This is a genomic window from Victivallis sp., from assembly GCF_048170485.1.
GTDB lineage: Bacteria > Verrucomicrobiota > Lentisphaeria > Victivallales > Victivallaceae > Victivallis.
The window spans coordinates 1-18,433 of record NZ_DBEXAY010000099.1 but is presented as its reverse complement, the minus strand read 5'-3'; the positions used below and the strand labels follow the sequence as shown (position 1 = coordinate 18,433).

The window sequence follows — 18,433 nt, the reverse complement described above, 5'->3', positions numbered from 1 at the left end:
TTTTTAATTTTTATAGGTGCAGATTGTAAAAAGCTATGCAGATGACGGCAAGCCGTGACTCATGATCTTCCTGCGGATTTCCTGTAATGCTTGTTACCGGCAAGTTTCGGCACAACATTCTACCGGGACGACCACTTTCGGAATGGACGCGGCTCATGTGATACTGCTGAAAATCTGCGGGCAGAAACAGGGCGAGCCGGGGAAGCTGTCCCCGACGGTGGGGCGTCAGTCGGCGGAAATCAGATAGGCCATCACACCATGCGGACGGAGTGCGGTATCCGCTGAGAAGGTCGTCTCAGCGCCCCGGCGGGTCGTGACGACCGAACCGGTGCGGCGTCCGGAAAAATCGAGTGTCTCCACCCGGCGCACCGCGGGAAGGCGCAACGTCACATCGACCCGGCTGCGCCGCAGCAGGAGCGGCGCTTTGCCGTAGGCTTCCAGAACGGTCCGCCGGGAGGTGCGGAAGGTCTGTTCCGTATTGGCCGTCTCCACCAGATGAAGCAGAAGCAGTTTACGGCTTTCCGCGAGGGGGGCGCCGTCGAGCGAGAGCAGGGCGACAGTCTGCGGTTCCTCGGCTCCGGTGATCCGCAGACGATCGCCGTGCAGAGTGCCGGTTCCGCAAAGGGCTTCCGTTTCCGGGGTGACGACGCGAAGAGTATTGGATTCTGGATTCAGCTGGAGTTCGCCCGTTTCACTGCTTACCGCCTGCCGGTTGCGGATTGCGCGGAGAAATTCCTGTTCTTCCGGCCGCAGTGACTTCTGCCAGCGGGGGCGAAGGTCAACGGTGCGTATCGCCGACGGAAACGGTTTCCCCGCCGGGAGAACTCCGATGCGGGAGCGAAGCCCGAGAAATGAGAATTCTCCGGCGGCGGCCTGCATCGCGGTACAGGCTTCCGGAGAGAGCGTTTCCAGTTCCCCGCCGTCGAACCGGATCGCAAGCTGTTCCGGGGCAGGGGAGAGGTCGCCGCGGAGGAATAGGGCGTGAACCAGGCGGTCGGCCAGTTGAGCCGCCGGGTCTTTGGCGATATCGAATCCGCCGATCATCTGGTTGTTCAGTGTCTCTCTGGCGTGAGACCAGGCGAAGCGATAGATGCCGTCCCAGTCCTGCAGAGCCGCATAACCGCCGAACATGGGGGCGTATTCTGAACGGAACCGGTTCGGATAGCAGTAGTTGACCTCCGTCAGCACATAGGGCCGCCCGAATACCCGCGACGGCATCGGGATGCGGACATGGGCCGCTCCCTGACCGAGAGCGGAAAGTTGATGATATCGCTGCGGCGGTGCCCAGCGGCCGGGAACGAGGAGGCGCATATGGTCCCAGTAGGCATGCATGTCCACTACCTGAAGTTCCGAACGGACTCCGCTCAGGGGGTACTCGGAAATAAAGTTGAGATCTGTGACCAGCACGTCAGTCCGGATCTCCTGCCTCAGAAAATCGGTCATCTGCCGGATTCTTGCCCGGTCCATGCCGTTCAGAAAGGTGTGCCAGAGTCCGCTCTGCTCTTTTCTGCAGCTGTCCGGCAGGGGCGCGTGCCGGTCGAGAAATGTCTGCCACTGTTTCTGAAATTCACGATGGATCTCCGGAATCCGGTTTTTCGGCAGTTGGAAGGATAGATTGCTTTCATTTACCAGACTCACCAGATACAGAGCGGGATCTTCCGCCAGTGAGAGACCGGTGTAAGGATTTTTGGCCGTCAGAAGCGCCCGGGTGAACCGTTTCCAGTTTTCCTGCGCGGCGGGGTCGATGTGGAACAGCAGTTTGGCTCGCCCCGCGGAGACGCCGGGGGCGATTTCGCGGCTGGCGTAGAGATCCAGCGTAAAATAGATGCCTCGCTTTTTCAAACAGCTCATCAGATAGTGGAGCGAGTCGAGTTTTTGCGGGTCGAACTGGTCGGGAGCTTTGCCGCGTTCGGCCATCAGCAGATTTTCAAAATGGTGGAAGCGGACGGAATTGTATCCAGCTCGCGCAATCTGCCCGGTGAACTCCTCCGCCTCCTGCCGGGTGAGATAGTTGGCGCTCTGACAGAGATTGATTCCGAGAAAACGGATACGCTTGCCCGGAGCGTTCCGGAAGACGAAATGACCGGCCGGATTGACGACGATACGGCCGTATTTTCCGGCCGGGGCTTCCAGCGTGCCGGAGAAGTCCAGCGGAGAATCCGGTTCCGTATGGCGGGAGAAATTGACCGGAAGCCACTGCTGCCCCGCCCGGATCACCTCCTGCTTCTCCGGCGTCTCAAATTTCGGCGCCACGTTTGACAGTGTGGCGGCACAGATCATCCAGACGGTGTTGCCGGCCGGATGAAACTCCAGACCCGCCGCGTCACCCGTCAGGCGGAATGCCGAGGCGTACAGCCCTGTACGGGCCTTGAAGTTGTTTCCCTCCCAGGCGATTCCGGCATTGCGGAACGGTACGTCGATCCACCAGTTGCCGCCGTCGATTCCGGAGAGAAGCGGGAAATCTTCGCGGCGGCCGTCTCGGTAACGGACGCGGAGCGTCCCGAATTTTTCTCCGGATGGCGGCGTCCATGCCGTGGCGTGAAGCAGATACAGATACGGGAAATTTCCCGGAGCCGGAACGCGAACCTCTGCCGTCGGCGGAAACTTCGTCTGCGTGCGGGACAGCACCAGACAGCTTTTCCCCTCGTTGACCGCCGGATTCACGATCTGGAAATCGATGCCGGCAAAGGAGAGTTTCCCCGGCTTCAGCGTGGCCATATCGTTCTCCGGCCCCTGATCGGTCCAGCCGCCGGTTCCGTCGCCGGCCCGGTCGTCGCGAAACCCCATGTTTGCCACACGATCGAGGGGAATGGGCCGGTTTTCCGCCGGGGTGAACTGCCAGAGCAGTTCCACTTCGTAACGGCCGGATTCTTTCCGCTTTTCGCCATTCAGATGCAGGGAGAGAGAGTCGCTCCATTTCCGGTTGTCCTGTACCATTATGGAGAAAGTGCCCTGCAGTTGGAGCGTGCCGGAGGTTGTGCCGATCGTGAGCCGGCGGGGTTGTTTTGGATAATACGCCAGTGCCGTTTTCTGCCATTCCGCAGGAATCTTCAGCGGTTTGCCGTCCACAGAGAGCTCCCGGAGGGGTTCGAAGGGGATTCGGATTTGATAATCGAGCTCTCCGAAATCCGGGAATTTTTCCGACTGCAGCGTGCTGTGAAGTAAAATTGCGTCTCCTTCCGGGCGGCAGATGGAGTGAAATTCCATGGTCCGCCCTTGTTCCGTCAGGATTCCACGGCCGGGAGAAACTGTTTTGAAATCGGCGGTCTGAGCATTCAGAAAACGGCTCCAGCCCGGCATGGCGATCCGCCATGAGCCGGAAATGCCCTGGTGAACCCATGCGCCTTCCGGCGAGAGGTCCAGCCCGGCGAGAGAACATGTCGCCGCCAGAGTAAAAAGGGCGACCAGGGGAAAAACAACGGTTCTGATCATGAAACGAGAGCTCCTTTAACGGTTTGCAGTGGGTGCGGCCGGTGTCACAGCCCCGGTTTGAAGAAATAGGTGGTGTCTTTTCTCGCCCACAGATCGAGCGGCAGGATGATTTCGGCGGATTGATATTCCGGCAGCGCGGTCAGCGCTCCGTGGCCGTCGTAAAATACCGCGGCCGCCCGTTCCTGATGGCGGAAATGAATGCGTGAATGCCCGATCGAGGAGTAGTACATGGCCACGTTCAAAAATTGGCTTTCTCCGGTGGAAATGTTTCCGTATGAGTCGGCAAGAAGCAGAATCCGCGATGGCTGAAACGGCAGAGACCGGGAGTCCTGAGTGACTTTTTTGAGCTTGAACGAGATCGGCCGTCCGCCGTTGAGCGGTTCTGTTCCGGCGTAATTGACCCCATAGGTGTAATACCAGGAGGTCGCCATGTCATTGCGGTTGAATTTATGCGGAGCAAACGAGGGGCAGAGAAACTGGTCGGGATCTGCAATGACCCGATTCCGGTACAGAGCACAGTTCCAGAGGTTGTCGTCGGTCATGGAGGAAACGTTGGATGCGTTTCCGCAGATTCCGTCTGTATCATTGGAGTAGGTGGCCAGGGCGAGGCCGATCTGCTTCTGGCGGGAGAGGCAGTTTGTCGCCGCGGCTTTTCCCCGTGCCGTATTCAAGGCCGGCAGCAGAAGGCCGGCCAGAATCACAATGATCGCAATAACGATTAATAATTCAATCAACGTGAATGATCGTCTCATTTGTCCCCCCTGACAAACTGCTGTTTTCCTGATGCTGACGGTTTGTTTTCTTATAATATTATAGTATAGTATCCCCGGAAAAACAAGGGTTGTTTTCAGTCATAAGGGGGAATTATCAATCCGATGAAAAAGCGGAGGAAAGGGTTCTATCATTTCTCACAATCCGGATTTGTGGAATCGGAAGTGCCCGTTCCGTTCTATGTGAACGGCACCGGCATTTCGCAGTCTGCAAGGGGTAAAATTGAGCAGAAAAGGGGGATTTTAAATCAAAGTTCCGGATTCCTCTGGGTTCTCTCCGGAACGCTGGAGATCTATGACGGCCCGAAGCTTGTCACCGCTGAACCCGGCCACGTCTGCTTCTCTCTTGCCGGAGAGGATCTGTGGCACCGTGTGCTGTCGGAGGAGTGTACGTTCCGCTGGCTGACGCTTGCCGGTCCGCTGGCGGAGGCGGTGCTGCTTTCCTACCGTTATTCCCGGCACCAGATCGCCGGGAATCCTTATCCGGAGAAACTGTTCCGCCGGCTGGACGCCCTGATGAACAACGATTCTCCGTTGTATACGCGCATCAAAAGCGCGATTGCGCTCGAAATCCTCGCGTATGCCGCGGGGGATGACTGGCATGCCAGCGAGAATTTGCGGACGATCGACAATGCGCTGACTCTGATCCGGAGCAATCTCTCCAATCCAGAACTGGGAGTCGCCTTTCTCTGTGAGCGGCTGAATCTTTCGCCCGCGACGCTGAACCGGCTGTTTCAACGTCAGCTGGACTGCTCCCCCGGACGGCTGATTCTCGACCGGCGGCTCCAGCTGGGGATGGGATTGCTTGCCGGGAGCGACCAGTCCATCGCGGAGATCGCCGGGAAGTGCGGATTCCGCAACTCCAAGACATTTTCCCGGTTCATCCGCCGCGCAACCGGATTTAACGCCCGTGAGTATCGCCTGCGTAAACGCGCCGAAAACAACACCTCTCCGACGGGGGCGCTTTCCGCAGGAGCCGCGGCGGCGGAGGCGGGAACGGGGAGGGCGCCCCGTATCTGACATGCCGCATCGTCTGGCGGAGCGTGCCGGCGCGCCGGTGGTTGGAACATTCCAGAGACGTTAATTTTCGCGCGGAATTGTCTTGAAAAAAGCTGGAAACGACGGTACAGTAATCCGGCAGTAACTTTCGCTCCCGTGGAATGGGAGCGCTGCGCCAACGGTCAAGGGAACGTTCTCTTATGTCAATTCTGGAACAATTCAATCAGGGGCGCGTTCCGGCGGAACGCATCCTCCGCCGCGGCTCACACAGCTGCTACGCGATCCTGCACTTCGGGCTCAACACATTCACCGGAAAAGAGTGGGGGTACGGTGACGAGGATCCCGCCATCTTCAACCCCGCCGCCTTCGATGCGGAGCAGATCGTCTGCGCCTGCCGCGACGGCGGACTTTCCGGCATCATTCTGGTCTGCAAACACCACGACGGTTTCTGCCTGTGGCCGACGAAGACTACGCCGTACAACATCTCGCGCTCGCCGTTCCGCGGCGGGAAGGGCGACCTGGTGCGCGAAGTCGCCGACGCCTGTCGCAAATACGGCATCGAAATGGGCTTCTACGTCTCCCCGTGGGACCGGAACCATCCGGATTACGGCACTCCCGCCTATCTTGATGTCTATCAGGAACAGTTGCGGGAGATCTACTCCGGGTACGGTCCGGCGTTCGAGGCGTGGTTCGACGGCGCCAACGGCGGCGACGGTTTCTACGGCGGCGCCCGTGAAACCCGCCGGATCGACCCGTCGGTCTACTATGACTGGGGCCACACCTGGAAGATTGTGCGCGATCTCCGGCCGGAGGCGGTGATCTTCAGTGACATCGGCCCGGATGTCCGCTGGCCCGGCAACGAAAACGGACTCGCCGGGCGGGAGGCGTTCGGCTCCTACACGCCGCACGCTCCTGTTGCCGGGAAAGAGCCCGCGCCCGGTTTTGCCTGCTGCGCGGAAGGTGAGAACGGCCATGCGGACGGGCGGTTCTTCATTCCGCCGGAGTGCGATGTGCCGCTGCGTCCGGGCTGGTTCTACCATCCGGAACAGGATGCGCTGCTCCGGTCGATCCCCCAGCTGGCGCAGATTTACCTGCGTTCGGTCGGTTGCGGCGGGTTTCTGAATCTCGGAATCGCGCCGGACCGCCGGGGCGTTCTGCACGAAAACGACGTCCGCCGCCTGCGGAAATTCCGGAAGATGGTGGAGGCGTTCAACAGCGGAAATGCCGCCGCCATGGAGTTCACCCTTTCCGCCGGAGAGGTGGCGGTGGAGGAGTTCGGCCGGGAGATCTCCTTCAATTTGATCGATATGGCGGAGGATCTTTCCCGCGGCGAGTCGGTTACCGGATACGCGATCGAAGTGCGGCACAACGGAGAATGGAAAGAGGTCGTTTCCGGCAAGGCGGTCGGACTGCGGCGGATGAAACCTCTGCCGGAAACTTCCGGTGACGCGCTCCGGTTCCGTCTGGAATCCGCCTGCAACAGCACGGCGGCGCTGACGCTTGTCTGCCGGCTGGTGCCCGGAAACCTGCTTCAGAGCGACACCGCGAATGCGGGGTTGCTGAACCGCGAGGACTATCACGAACTGCATCCCGGAGAGAAGAAGGGGATGTCGCTGGAGTGGCGTTTTGCGACGCCGTTTTCTCTGCATGGATTCCTCTTCACGCCGGTGCCGGAGCACTGGGCGGGGACGCCGGATAAATTCCGGTTCGAGATCCTGACCGGCGGAACGTGGCGGACGGCGGCGGAAGGGGAGTTCGCCAATCTGCGGGCGAATCCGATTCCGCAGCAGGTGCTGTTTCCGCAGGCGAGTGCCGACGGCTGCCGCCTGACTGCGCTCCACTGCCTCGAGCCGGGGGAGGCGCTGGTCTGCGGTTCGTTCGGGTTGCTGATCGATTGAAGGACATTTCCCCCGGCGTCGATTTTTCCGGGGGATTTTTCTGCACTCAGATGCTCGGGTGATAACGGTTCCGGCGCAGTTCCTCGGGAGAGAATCCGATTCGCTTGCGGAAGGTCCGGTAGAAGACCGAATACTCCGCATACCCGCATCGCGCCGCGATCTCCTTGCTGGTCAGGCGGGTCTGCAGAAGCAGATTCACCGCCAGCCGGAGCCGGGCACGGGTGATGTAGGCGTGAAGCGGGGTGCCGGTCTGTTCGCGGAACACCCGGGAGAGGTGCTCCCGCGATACGCGGAAGTGGTGCGCCAGCGTCGCCACGTTGAGCCGTTCGGCGAGGTTTCCGGCGACGTGGTTCTGCACATCGCTGACCAGGGAGCTGTGCGGTGATTTCCGCAGCTCCTCCTCCAGCGGGGAGCAGAGTTCGTGGATCACGTCGAACACCAGTTTGCCTCCCTCCAGCGGCGTCAGCGTCAGCACTTCGTCGCGGTACTGGCGGTAACGGAACAGCCGTTCGACCAGCGCGGAATTGCGCGGCACATCGAAAAGATACCCGTAGGTGCGGTTGATTTCCGCGATGAGATTGCACAAGGTGTCGCCGTAAAAGGCCATCCAGAGGAAATTCCACGGCTCGGTGCCGTCGGGCGGGTAGTAGTAACACACCTCGGGATCGTTGTGGTTGTGCAGAAAGGCCCGGCCGGGCGTGAGCTCATGGTCGACGCCGCCGATCCGGATGCCGCCGCGCCCGCCGATGGTGATCGAGAGCTGGCCGCCGCCATCGCCGCGCAGCCGGCCGTCCAGCCGGTAGCGCCGTTCATGCTGTATTTCTTCGACGACGACCTCCGGCACCGGCAGATTCCCCAGCGGGCGGAGCACTTCAAAGTGGACCTGCCACTTCCGGACGTTTCTGAATTCCATGATATTTTCCTTTCCCCGCACTTATTCTACACGAAAAAAACAGATTTTCAACCATTTCTCACAAAAGGTGTATGAATATCACAAAATACAATGATAAACGGACTTGTTTTTTCATTGGCGTGCCTCTATACTAAACCAGGGACGGCAGGAAATCCCGTCACAACAAGGAGTGAAACATGGCAAAGATCAACGTCACAATCTGGAATGAGTTTCGTCACGAAAAGGAACATGAGGCGATCCGGAAGATCTATCCGGAAGGCATCCACGGCGCCATCGCGCGGGGCATCGCGGCCGATGATTTGAACATCCGTCTCGCTTCACTCGACGAGCCGGAACACGGCCTCACCGACGAGGTGATCGCCACCACCGACGTGCTGATCTGGTGGGGGCACTGCGCTCACGGCGAAGTGCGCGACGACATCGTGGCGAAAGTGCACAAACGGGTGCTTGAAGGCATGGGGCTGATCGTGCTGCACTCCGGCCATTTCTCGAAGATTTTCCGCGCGGTGACCGGCTGCAGCTGCTCGCTCAAGTGGCGCGAAGCGGGCGAAAAGGAGCGGCTCTGGAACATCGCTCCGTTCCACCCGATCACCCAGGGGATCGGGGAGTATTTCGAGCTGGAGCATGAGGAGATGTACGGGGAGCGTTTCGACATCCCCGAGGACGGCAAGTTGATCTTCATCAGCTGGTTTGAGGGCGGCAACGTCTTCCGCAGCGGGGTGACCTTCGAGCGCGGCTATGGAAAAATCTTCTACTTCCAGCCCGGCCATGAATCCTATTCGAACTTCTACAATGAAAATGTCCTCCGGGTGATCGGCAATGCGGTCCGCTGGGCGCGTCCGGTCTTCTTCCGCGAGATGGGTGCTCCCTGCTATCCGGCGCTGGAGGAGATCCGTTCGGTCGATCCCGCCGCGTTCAAAGCGGGCGTGATGCAGAATGCGGACGGCAGCAATAAGTAATCACAAAAAATCAGGAGAAACAGAAATCATGGCAAAGTTGAAGGCTGGAGTGATCGGGCTCGGCATGGGGTACAACCATCTCCGTGGTTACATGACCCATCCCGACGTCGAGGTGGTTGCCGTCGCCGACCGGCAGGCGGACCGGCGGGAACGGGCGAAGCAGGAGTTCGGAATCGAGAAGGTCTACTCCGAAGGAATCGATCTCATCCGCAATGAGAAGCTCGACATCCTTTCGGTCGCCGTGCCGAACAATCAGCACAAGGATCTGACCGTCGCCGGGTTGAAGGCGGGCGCGCACGTTTTCTGTGAAAAGCCGATGGCGCTCAACACCGCGGAAGCCGAAGAGATGCTTGCGACCGCGAAGGCGTGCGGCCGCCAGCTCGGAATCGATTTCAGCTATCGCTTCACTCCGCAGTCCCGCGCGATGAAGGCGCTGGTGGAGGAGGGGCGGCTCGGCGAGATCTACTACGCCCGCAGCGTGTGGCTTCGCCGCCGCGGCGTTCCGGGCGGGACCGGGTCCGGCTTCAACACCGAAGGCGCGTCCGGCTCGTGGTTCTACGACAAGGCGCAGTCGGGCGGCGGTCCGCTGATCGACCTCGGCGTGCACCGGCTTGACCTCGCGCTCTGGATGATGGGATATCCGGAGGTCGCCTGGGTGATGGGCAGCACCTACAACAAGATCGCTCCGTCGCTGGTCAAAAACTACACGGTGGAGGATTTCGCCTGTGCCATGATCAAGTTCCGCAACGGTGCGACGCTGGAGCTCGATGCTTCGTGGGCCGGCAACATCAAAGAGAACGAACAGATGTCCACCCGGTTGCTCGGCGACAAGGGCGGAATCTACCAGTACAACCTCAACGAAGGCTACACCTACGACGTCGAATACTATCAGGAGATCGACGGCAAGCAGTATGACTGCAAGCTGCATCCGCCGGTGCCGGAGGTGCGGAGCGCCTACCACATGTTCGTCGATGCGGTGCGTGACGGCAAGCCGTTCATGGCGACCGGAGAGCAGGGGGTGATCGTGATGCGCATTCTCGATGCGATCTACGAATCCGCCGCGACCGGGAAACCCGTCGCCTTTTAACTTGACGGAGAGAAAGTTCCGCCCGGCGTCGAACCGGGCGGAATTTTTTTCCCCCCGCCTGCGGCAGCGCATTCGGCGGCTCACCCTTCTGCGCCGCGCCAGTCGATCACATAGCAGAAGTGATGTTCCGGATCGTCGGCGAGATTCCGGTAGGCCGTTCCGATGGCCGGGAGCTCCGGCGCAATCACGCCGGTGAGCAGCGGCGCGAGGCGGTAGCGCCCCTGCATCGTCCAGCGGACCGCCCGCTCCAGATTGGAACGGATTGCGGCAAAGGGGTGTTTCATCTCCCAGCCGGAGAGAAAGCGCAGGTCGCGGTTCCAGATTTCCCGGCAGAGGGTGGAGGCGGCCAGCTCTCCCTCCCGGACGATTCCCACCATGTGGCAGATTCCGCCGTCACAGAGTGCCGCCGCGGCGGCAGAGAGGGTCCCCGAGCTGGACACGGTGTCGATCACCCGGTCGAACGTCTGTTTCCGCCGGCCGAACTCCTCCGGCGTGATTGTTTCTTCTACGCCGCATTCCCCGGCCAGTTCCCGCCGTCGGGGGGAGCAATCGACACCGGTCACCCGGCAGCCGAGAATCCGGGCCGACTGGGCGGCGAGGTTGCCGACCGGCCCGAGTCCGATCACCGCGACGTGTGTCGGCAGAGCGCCGAAGCGCAGCAGCGGCAGCAATCCGATGTTGGCGAATCGAAGAAATCCGGCCAGTTCCAGCGGAAACCCCTCCGGCAGTTCCACCAGCAGTGTTTCCGGGCCGAACGCCCGGCAGTTGCAATGAGCGCTGTGACTTTCGCTCATCGAGGGGAAGACGAAGTAATGGCGCCCGGTTTCATCGTGTCCGGTCATGATGTATCCGGGGCGGCATGTTTCGCCGCCCCGGATGCAGAAGAGTTCCGTGCCGGGGCTGACGGTGGTGAAATCCATCTTGAGAAAGCGCGTGTCACCGGAGGGAACACATTCCTTTTCGTCGAAGTCGGGATGATCGAGGCCTTCAAAACAGAGTATCCGTTGTTTCATGGTATAATTTCCTTTGAGGGGAGCAGGTTGATTATTTCCGGGCGGCGCGTCGCTCTTCGAACTGCTGTTGGACGACGGACAGAATCCGCATGGTTTCGGCGCAGTCGTCGAGTGAGGTGCGGGAATCCGCCGGAGCGCCGGAGCGGAGGGCGTCGCAGAAGAAGCGCAGTTCGCCCAGATAGCCCATCCGTTCGTTGTTGTCGCCGAACGGAGCGAACCGCCACCCCCGCAGGGAGGCATTTTGTGACGGGTCCGGGAGATTCCACTCCAGCCGGTCGAAACCGTCGGTGAAGAGCATCGTCCGGTCGGCGAAGAAGAGCTCCGATTGAAACCGCAGATTCCCGTATCCGGGGGCGACCAGCGTGTGAAGCAGGACCCGGAAGCGGCGGTTGTCGTGATCCTCCAGCAGGATTTCCACCACCAGATCCTCCGCGCCGGAGAAGCGGACATAGGAATCGATGGAACGGATTCTGCCCAGAAGCGCGGTGGCGAAATTGACCGGATGCACCGCCTGCACCAGCAGATAGCGATGCAGAAACGCGCTGTCCTCCACACCGGGCATTCCGTAGATGACATCGTGTCGATACGGGCCGCTGGTGAGGTAGTTGACTGTGCCGTACACCGGGTCGCCCGCTGTTGTGCGGATTTTTTCCAGTTCACGGAAGAAGGCGGCGTGACGCATCATGAAGCCCACCTGGCCGAACACGCCGGCATTTCTGGCGGCGGCGGCGAGAGTTTCCGCTCCGGCGGCATCGGGGGCGGAGGGCTTTTCGCAGAAGAACGGAATCTTCCGCTCAATGCATGCCATCCCGGCCTGGCAGTGAAGAGAGGGCGGGCCGACGATGACGGTGCCGTCCGGATTTTCCTTTTCCAGCATTTCCCGGTAGTTCGTGTATGCGCGGGGGATTCCATACTTCCGGGCGGCGGCCTGCGCCGTTGCGGCGGTGCGGGTGCAGACCGCGACAATTTCCAGATCCGGAATCGTGTTTAACGACGGGTAGATGAACCGTCTGGCATGATCTCCCGCCCCGATGACGCACAGTTTTATTTTTTTCATTTGCAGCGCTCCTTTCGACGCGATATAGTATACGGTACCGCCGATTTTCCGGCAATGGACAAAAATGGTGTTTTGATGGACAAAACTTTTGTTTCCACGACGATTATCCCGCAGCCCTATCTGGTGGACGTCCAGACCCGTCATGCCCCGGGGGAGTGGTACGACAGGCCGCCGGAGGGGAGTGCGGTGCTGGCGATGTGCTTCCGCAGCCGGGGCCGGATTCTGACCGCGTCCGGAATGGAGGAGTTTTCACCCGGAGCGTGCATCTTTCACACGCCGGATTTCCCCCGGAAACACGGCAGCGACGGGGAGGGGTTCTGCAACGACTGGTGCTATGTTGCCGGCGCATTTCTTCTACCGCGTCTGCAGGCGCTGGAGCTTCCCTGCAACCGTCTGCTGTCGACTGGAAATCCGGCGCTGTTCGAAGATGCGCTGCGTGAGGTGAAGCTGGAGCTGTGGCATCATGACCGCCATTCGGAGCAGATGATCGCCGCCGCGCTGGAGAAACTGCTGATCACGGTCCGGCGGGCGGGCGATCTCGCCGGACGTCTCGGGGGTGGAAACTCCGCCGAGCTTCTGCATTACCCGGCATTTCAGGCGTTGCGCACCCGGCTGATCAATGAGTGCCGCCGGAATTTCACAGTTGCGGAGATGGCGGCGTCGCTCCACCTGAGTCCGAACCGGTTCGCCGTTCTGTACAAGGCCTTTTTCGGCGTCACACCCTATGCGACGCTGTTGGAGGCGCGGCTGATGGCGGCGCGTTATCTTCTGCACAGCGGGACGCTTCCTGTCAAGGAGATCGCCCGGCAGTGCGGCTGGTCCGACGAGTACTATTTTGCGCGGTTCTTCAAGCGGCGGACCGGTTTGACCCCCGGCGAATTCCGCCGCGGAATCACACGGCGGGCAATTCCCGTTCCGGAACGGCGGCCGGACCTGCCGGCGAATGATTCGGAACCCGGAGAGTAAAGACGCATTCCGGCAGCCGGACGCTATCGCGGGGCCGAGGGGCAGGAGCCGGTGGAGTCGCGGAGGATCAGTCTGGTCGGCACGACGATCTGACTTTCCCCCTTTTCTCCGTTGATTTCCAGAAGCAGCTGGTCGAGCGCGTTTCGCACCAGTTCGGCGTAGTTGATGGCGAATGCGGTAAGCGGCGGCGACTGGAACGGCGTGACGGCGTCCTCTTCGTAGACGATGAGCGAGACATCCCGGGGAATCTCCCGGCCGCAGTCCCGGATCGTTTTTGTGCAGCGCGAAATCCATTCGATCGGGATCAGGATGAAGGCGGTGAAGCCTTCGTCCAGCAGAGAACGGAGGTGCGTTTCCATCTCTTCCGGCGTGTTTGCGCAGATGTTGCGGACCGATTCCCGGATTCCGTATAGCTCCGCGGCCCGGTAGAAGGCGTCGAGGCCGCGGTTGCGTTCCCGGTCGGTGGCGACCGGACCGCGCAGCCGGGCGATTTTCCGGTGGCCCAGCGCGACGAGATGCTCCAGCGCCTGACGGCTTTCGCCGTCCGCATCGGGCACAACCGAATTCACGTGGTCGAGCACCCAGCCGAAATTGTTGATGACCACCAGCGGAATGTTGTGCTGTCTGCCCCATTCGCTGGAGATCCTCTCTCCGACGGCGAGGGCGCCGTCGATCAGCTGGCTGTCGAGGGCGGGAACATCGTTGCGGGGAAAGATGATCATGTGGAGCTTGCGCTGTCTGGTCTGCGTGATGATCTCATCGACGAAGGCGTCGAACGAGTATTGAAACCAGGGCACCAGCACGCCGATGGTTTTCTCATGTTTTCCGGAGGTGTTCCGGTAGTTCAGCTTCTTCGCCAGCGCGAGGACCTTCTCCCGGATTTCCGGCGCGACATCCGGCTTCCGGTTCAGGGCGCGGGAAGCCTGCGAGATCGAAATCCCCAGATTTGCCGCAATATCGCGCAGCGTTGTTTTTCTGACCGGACTCATTGGGCGCCTGCTGTTTCGGGGTTCCGTGACTGTAACGCTATAAGATGGCAGTGATTCCGCCGGGATGCAAGTGCCGGATGGATTTTTTTCGCAAGATGATTTTCAGCGGGTACGGAAAATCTGCGTTTGCGGTTTTTTGCGGCGATTTTCGAGGTCCGGGGGTTGCTAATTTTTTGTTTTTCGAGTATAATGAAAAAGTGCAATCCACTGGAACATCGGTCCAACCGGGAGAAGAAGATGAAAAAGTATTTTACTCTGATTGAACTTCTTGTCGTTGTGGCGATCATCGCCATCCTTGCCGGGATTCTGCTGCCTGCGTTGAACAATGCGCGGGAACGGGCGCGGAGCGCCACCTGTTGCAACATCATGAAACAGCTTTCCCTGAGTGTGCTCGGGTATCTGAACAACAACAAGGACACCATCTCGCTCATGACGACCGACTGGAAGATGTACTGTTACGGCTACGTCGATTCGAAAGGGCACGAGTCCTATGCTTATGAGGCTCTTGGGCTGGCGAAAGGGGTTTGCAGCCGTTTTGCATCGGTACCGGTGGCCCGGGTCTGTCAGTCCGCGTTCAACAAGGCATTCCCGTTTGCGTCGCTCTCCGATGTCAAATACTGCAATAACAGCGGTTGCAGCCAGAAGGAGAAACATTTCAAGTTCTTCGGGCTCTACGGAATGCGAGTCGATGCGGATACACGCGCCGCAGTCACGGATGGGAGTTACTGGTTTCATAAAATCAGCCGGGTCCGGAAGCCATCTTCAGCTGCATTCTGGGCGGAAGGGGTGAACCAGTTTCAGAAAACTTCTGCCATCGGCAATCTGAGCAAGGTGGAGACCGGCGCATGGAGCCATCAAAACCGCAATACGATCCTCTACTTCGACGGCCATGTTTCCAGCATCCGCCCCGGGGAAGCAACTTGTTCCCATGTCGGGGTGACCGCGGATCCCGCCTGCGGCAGCTGCGGTTTCTGGTTCCCCTATCTCTAGCGGGGGGCGGAGGGATGAATTGCACGAAGTGATCGATCACGTTGATAAGATAACAAGAAAGGTGGTGTGACGTATGAATCCAGGGTTGTTTTTTGCATTGTTGTTCGGGCTGACGCTTTCGCTGCCCGGTGCGGAACTCTTGCAGGAGTGGGATTTCAGGGGGGAAAAGGTCCCGGGGATGCGGTACGATGCAAAACGTGTCTCGTTCCGCCCGGCGCAGGAGAGTACGCCGGCGGGGGATCCCTGCGGGGAGTTCACGATTCTGGAGGCGAAGGAAGGGAGTTCCCCCTGGAGTCTTCAGATCAATTTCGTGTCGAAACAGACGATTGTGCCGGGGGGGCGTTACCGTTACCGCTTCTGCATCAAGGCCGATCGCTCCGCCGAAATGGGGGCGAACTGCATTCAGGATCAGAAGCCGTGGGCGATGATCGGCAATTCGCAGCGCAACTTTACCGTGACCACCTCCTGGCAGGAGATTTCGCGGGAGTTCACGGCAAAAGCGGCGTATGAGGGCGTGATCCGTTCGCCGATGCTGATGGCGGGGAAACTCCCGAAGGGAACCCGCTTCCTGGTGGGGGGCGTCAAACTGGAGAAGGTGGTGAACTTTCTCCCGCTCGCGTTGAATCCGAAGTGGACGCTCTTCCTTTCGCCGGAGTTGAAATCCGTTTCGCTGGAACAGGTGCGGAGTGTTCCGGAAACGCTGGGCGGCGTCGCCGGCAGGACGGTGGAGCTGCAGGACGGTGTTCTCGATGTTGCAAAGTACGGCAGTTCCCCGGGGGAGAAACGCCCCGCGGTGCTCTTCAACGAGTTCAAGGCGAAAGAGGATGGGGTCATGCAGATCGGCTGTGCGGCCGATTACTGGTTCGAATTTTACGTCAACGGGGAACTGGTCTACGATACGCTTGCCACCGGCAACCGCGAGTCCACCTACCTGCCGACTGATCACATCTTCAATTTCCCGGTGAAGAAGGGGAGAAACCGGATTGCGGTCCGGGTGTTGAGCGGTTCGGCGGGCTGGAAGTTCGTCTGCGGTGCGGTGCCGTTCCGCGAGAAGATCAGCCGGATTACCGAACTCAAGCGGGGGAAGGAGTGGCGGCCGGTGAAGATGGATCCTGTCCAGTGGAAGCACATCACGCCGCAAAGGATCGACCAGTGGAAACGGATTCCCGGTTCCGCGCTCGATCTTTCGCAGTATGTGAAGCGCTATGACATCGACCGTTGCGGCCGGCTCCGGGCGGACCGGACGGGGCGGCTCTATTTCGAGGCGGCGCCGGAGGAACCGGTCCGGCTGCGTGGATTCAACTTCACGCCGCGGGACTGGTCGCACGCATTTTACAAGTTCACTCATCCGGAGATCGAGGAGTTCGCCGAGGAGATCCGCCTGGCGGGGATGAATGTGATCCGCTTTCATTTTCTCGACGCCGGTCTCGCCGGGAACAGCGGTCTGCCGAAGCAGGGAAAGGCGCGCAAAGCGCTCGCCGAAGTGCCGATGGCCCAGAGTGTGGAAGCGTTGACGATCGACCCGGCGTTCGCCGACCGCTACTACTATCTTCTGAAATGTCTGCGCGACCGCGGCATCTATCTCATGCTCGACATCGTCACCAGTTCGGAGATGTTCACCGGTGCGGTCAAGACGGATGATTCCACCTATGCCCGCTTTCGGCTTTTTCACGATCCCCGCTATCGGAACCACTGGAAGGCGGGATTCGATTTTCTGCTCAAGCGGCCGAATCCCTACACCGGGAAGGCGCTGATCGACGATCCTCAGCTGGTCGGAATCACCTTCTTCAACGAGCAGGAGCATCTCTTCAACTTCAACAAAGGGGGGAAGATCGCGCTCTTCACGCCGGAGTGGCGGAGATACTGGAATCCTGCGGCCCCCGAAACGGTGCCGCCGTTCAGCGGGGACCTGTTGCGCGCCGACAGTGCCGACGGTGCGGCCGCCCGGAAGTTTCTGCGCCGCGAAATCGCCGCGATGAACGCCTTCTACCTCGGCGTGGTGAAGGAGTCCGGATTTCAGGGATTCGTCACCAACTGGGATATGTTCATGCGCAATCTCGAAGGGGATGCCCGCGGAGATTTCAACGCGGTGGCGATGCACACCTATTTCGCCCATCCGGGGAAGGCGGCGCTCTATCCCCCGAACTACCGCCAGCGTCTTCACTACGGTGCGTGGCTCAAGGGGACGATGGCGACAGTGAGTCAGACCAGTTCGCTTTCGCTCTTCGACAACTACCTCGGCCGTGCGGCGGCGACGCGGGTGCTTGGCAAGCCGTTCTTCATGACGGAGTTTTCCCACTGCGGCTACAACCGTTTCGCCCATGAGGCGCCGCCGGTGTGGGCCGCCTTCGCCAGTCTGCAGGACTGGCAGATGCTCACGCCGCACAGCAATACGGTCAAGCTCTATTATCAGCCGTTTCAGCCGAATGCGTTCGACGCGGCGGAAAGTCTTTCCGGCGTCATGAATTCGCTCTTCTGTGCTTTCGGCTGGCAGCGGGGGGACATCCGGAGCGCGAAACACGCCGTTTCGTTTCACGTGCCGGAAAAGGTGCTGAACTCCCCCGACTACACCGGCGCGATCGGGGGTGGATACAACGCCCTCTTTCTGCTGACGAAAATCGGTTCCGACTACCGCAATCCGGCCAATCCGGCGGCGACGCTGCAGGTGGAGCCGGAGCACTTCTCCGCCGCCCGGAGCATGGGCATGTGGGTGAAGCTGAACGAGGAGAACCGGCGGAATCTGGAGATTCTCCGGCAGCAGGTGGCGAACCTCCGCCGGGCGGGGGTGCTTCCGGCGGGGAACCGGACCGATGTGGATTCCGGGCTCTTCGAGAGCGAGACCGGCGAAATCCGCACCGACGTGCGCAACCACACGCTGACGGTTGACGCGCCGAAGTTTCAGGCGGCAGTGGTGAAAGGGAGCGGCGCGGTGAAGCTCTCGGCGCTGTCGGTGCAGTCGGCGAGCACCCCCTGCACCATCGCGGCGATTTCGCTGGAGAATGAGAAGCCGGTGGCGGATTCCGGGCGGCTGCTGGTGGTGATCGGGACGATGTTCGCGGCGGAGAACGCGGTCTTCTCCACCGAGAACTTCGACGCCGAACTCGATGTCGGCGACATGCAACAGCTGATGCGTGCGGGCAGATTTGATTTCTCGCTGAAAACCAGCCGGAAGGGTACGCCAAAAGTTTACGCGCTCAATCTGAATGGTTCGCGCGAACGGGAGCTGCCGGTGGAACTCCAAAACGGCGCGCTCCATTTTGCGTGGGATACCTCCACGCTCGAATACGGCACACCCTACTTCGAAGTGGTCTATTGAAGATCCTTCAGTCCCTGGCCGGACAATGCGGCTTTTGTCCGGAT

Annotated in this window: 13 protein-coding genes; 7 read left to right on the top strand and 6 right to left on the bottom strand. The window is 60.2% G+C overall.

Features of this window, described 5'->3' with window-relative positions:
* Positions 1-225: 225 nt before the first annotated feature.
* Positions 226-3,432 (bottom strand): hypothetical protein, encoded by a 3,207-nt coding sequence (locus ACMLHG_RS05325; protein WP_417169808.1) that lies wholly within the window; start codon positions 3,430-3,432, stop codon positions 226-228.
* Positions 3,433-3,476: 44 nt separating this feature from the next.
* A complete protein-coding gene (locus tag ACMLHG_RS05320; RefSeq protein ID WP_294434527.1) occupies positions 3,477-4,184 on the bottom strand; it encodes a type II secretion system protein in 708 nt (235 codons plus the stop codon).
* Positions 4,185-4,307: 123 nt separating this feature from the next.
* Between ACMLHG_RS05320 and ACMLHG_RS05315 the strand changes: the two genes are divergently transcribed.
* Together ACMLHG_RS05315 and ACMLHG_RS05310 are read left to right on the top strand one after the other, a co-directional pair.
* On the top strand, positions 4,308-5,222 hold the full coding sequence (locus tag ACMLHG_RS05315) for a helix-turn-helix domain-containing protein (RefSeq protein WP_417169807.1): 915 nt from the start codon (positions 4,308-4,310) through the stop codon (positions 5,220-5,222).
* 179 nt (positions 5,223-5,401) lie between these two features.
* Positions 5,402-7,099: an alpha-L-fucosidase gene (locus ACMLHG_RS05310; RefSeq protein WP_417169806.1), complete on the top strand. Its 1,698-nt coding sequence runs from the start codon at positions 5,402-5,404 to the stop codon at positions 7,097-7,099.
* Positions 7,100-7,145: 46 nt separating this feature from the next.
* Here ACMLHG_RS05310 and ACMLHG_RS05305 read toward each other — a convergent pair whose 3' ends face one another.
* The gene (locus ACMLHG_RS05305; protein WP_417169805.1) at positions 7,146-8,012 is read right to left on the bottom strand and encodes a helix-turn-helix domain-containing protein; all 867 of its coding nucleotides are present in this window, start codon (positions 8,010-8,012) and stop codon (positions 7,146-7,148) included.
* A 176-nt stretch (positions 8,013-8,188) separates the two neighbouring features.
* Here ACMLHG_RS05305 and ACMLHG_RS05300 point away from each other — a divergent pair, with 176 nt between their 5' ends.
* The gene (locus ACMLHG_RS05300) at positions 8,189-8,971 is read left to right on the top strand and encodes a ThuA domain-containing protein (RefSeq protein ID WP_294434518.1); all 783 of its coding nucleotides are present in this window, start codon (positions 8,189-8,191) and stop codon (positions 8,969-8,971) included.
* A gap of 28 nt (positions 8,972-8,999) precedes the next feature.
* Complete coding sequence (locus ACMLHG_RS05295; RefSeq protein WP_294434516.1) at positions 9,000-10,058, top strand: Gfo/Idh/MocA family protein; 1,059 nt, start codon at positions 9,000-9,002, stop codon at positions 10,056-10,058.
* Positions 10,059-10,138: 80 nt separating this feature from the next.
* Here ACMLHG_RS05295 and ACMLHG_RS05290 read toward each other — a convergent pair whose 3' ends face one another.
* Both ACMLHG_RS05290 and ACMLHG_RS05285 read right to left on the bottom strand, forming a co-directional pair.
* Positions 10,139-11,071: a zinc-binding dehydrogenase gene (locus ACMLHG_RS05290; protein ID WP_417169804.1), complete on the bottom strand. Its 933-nt coding sequence runs from the start codon at positions 11,069-11,071 to the stop codon at positions 10,139-10,141.
* A gap of 31 nt (positions 11,072-11,102) precedes the next feature.
* Positions 11,103-12,128, bottom strand: a complete 1,026-nt coding sequence (locus tag ACMLHG_RS05285) for a Gfo/Idh/MocA family protein (RefSeq protein WP_417169803.1) — start codon at positions 12,126-12,128, stop codon at positions 11,103-11,105.
* 75 nt (positions 12,129-12,203) lie between these two features.
* On the opposite strand from ACMLHG_RS05285, the gene ACMLHG_RS05280 reads away from it, so the two are divergent.
* Positions 12,204-13,094 (top strand): helix-turn-helix domain-containing protein, encoded by an 891-nt coding sequence (locus ACMLHG_RS05280; RefSeq protein WP_417169802.1) that lies wholly within the window; start codon positions 12,204-12,206, stop codon positions 13,092-13,094.
* A 23-nt stretch (positions 13,095-13,117) separates the two neighbouring features.
* Here ACMLHG_RS05280 and ACMLHG_RS05275 read toward each other — a convergent pair whose 3' ends face one another.
* Positions 13,118-14,083, bottom strand: coding sequence for a LacI family DNA-binding transcriptional regulator (locus ACMLHG_RS05275; RefSeq protein ID WP_417169801.1), 966 nt, complete (start codon positions 14,081-14,083; stop codon positions 13,118-13,120).
* 237 nt (positions 14,084-14,320) lie between these two features.
* Here ACMLHG_RS05275 and ACMLHG_RS05270 point away from each other — a divergent pair, with 237 nt between their 5' ends.
* Together ACMLHG_RS05270 and ACMLHG_RS05265 are read left to right on the top strand one after the other, a co-directional pair.
* Positions 14,321-15,073, top strand: coding sequence for a type II secretion system protein (locus tag ACMLHG_RS05270; RefSeq protein WP_417169800.1), 753 nt, complete (start codon positions 14,321-14,323; stop codon positions 15,071-15,073).
* A gap of 73 nt (positions 15,074-15,146) precedes the next feature.
* Entirely contained in the window at positions 15,147-18,389 is a 3,243-nt protein-coding gene (locus ACMLHG_RS05265; protein WP_417169799.1) for a hypothetical protein, read from the top strand.
* The last annotated feature ends 44 nt before the right edge of the window (positions 18,390-18,433 follow it).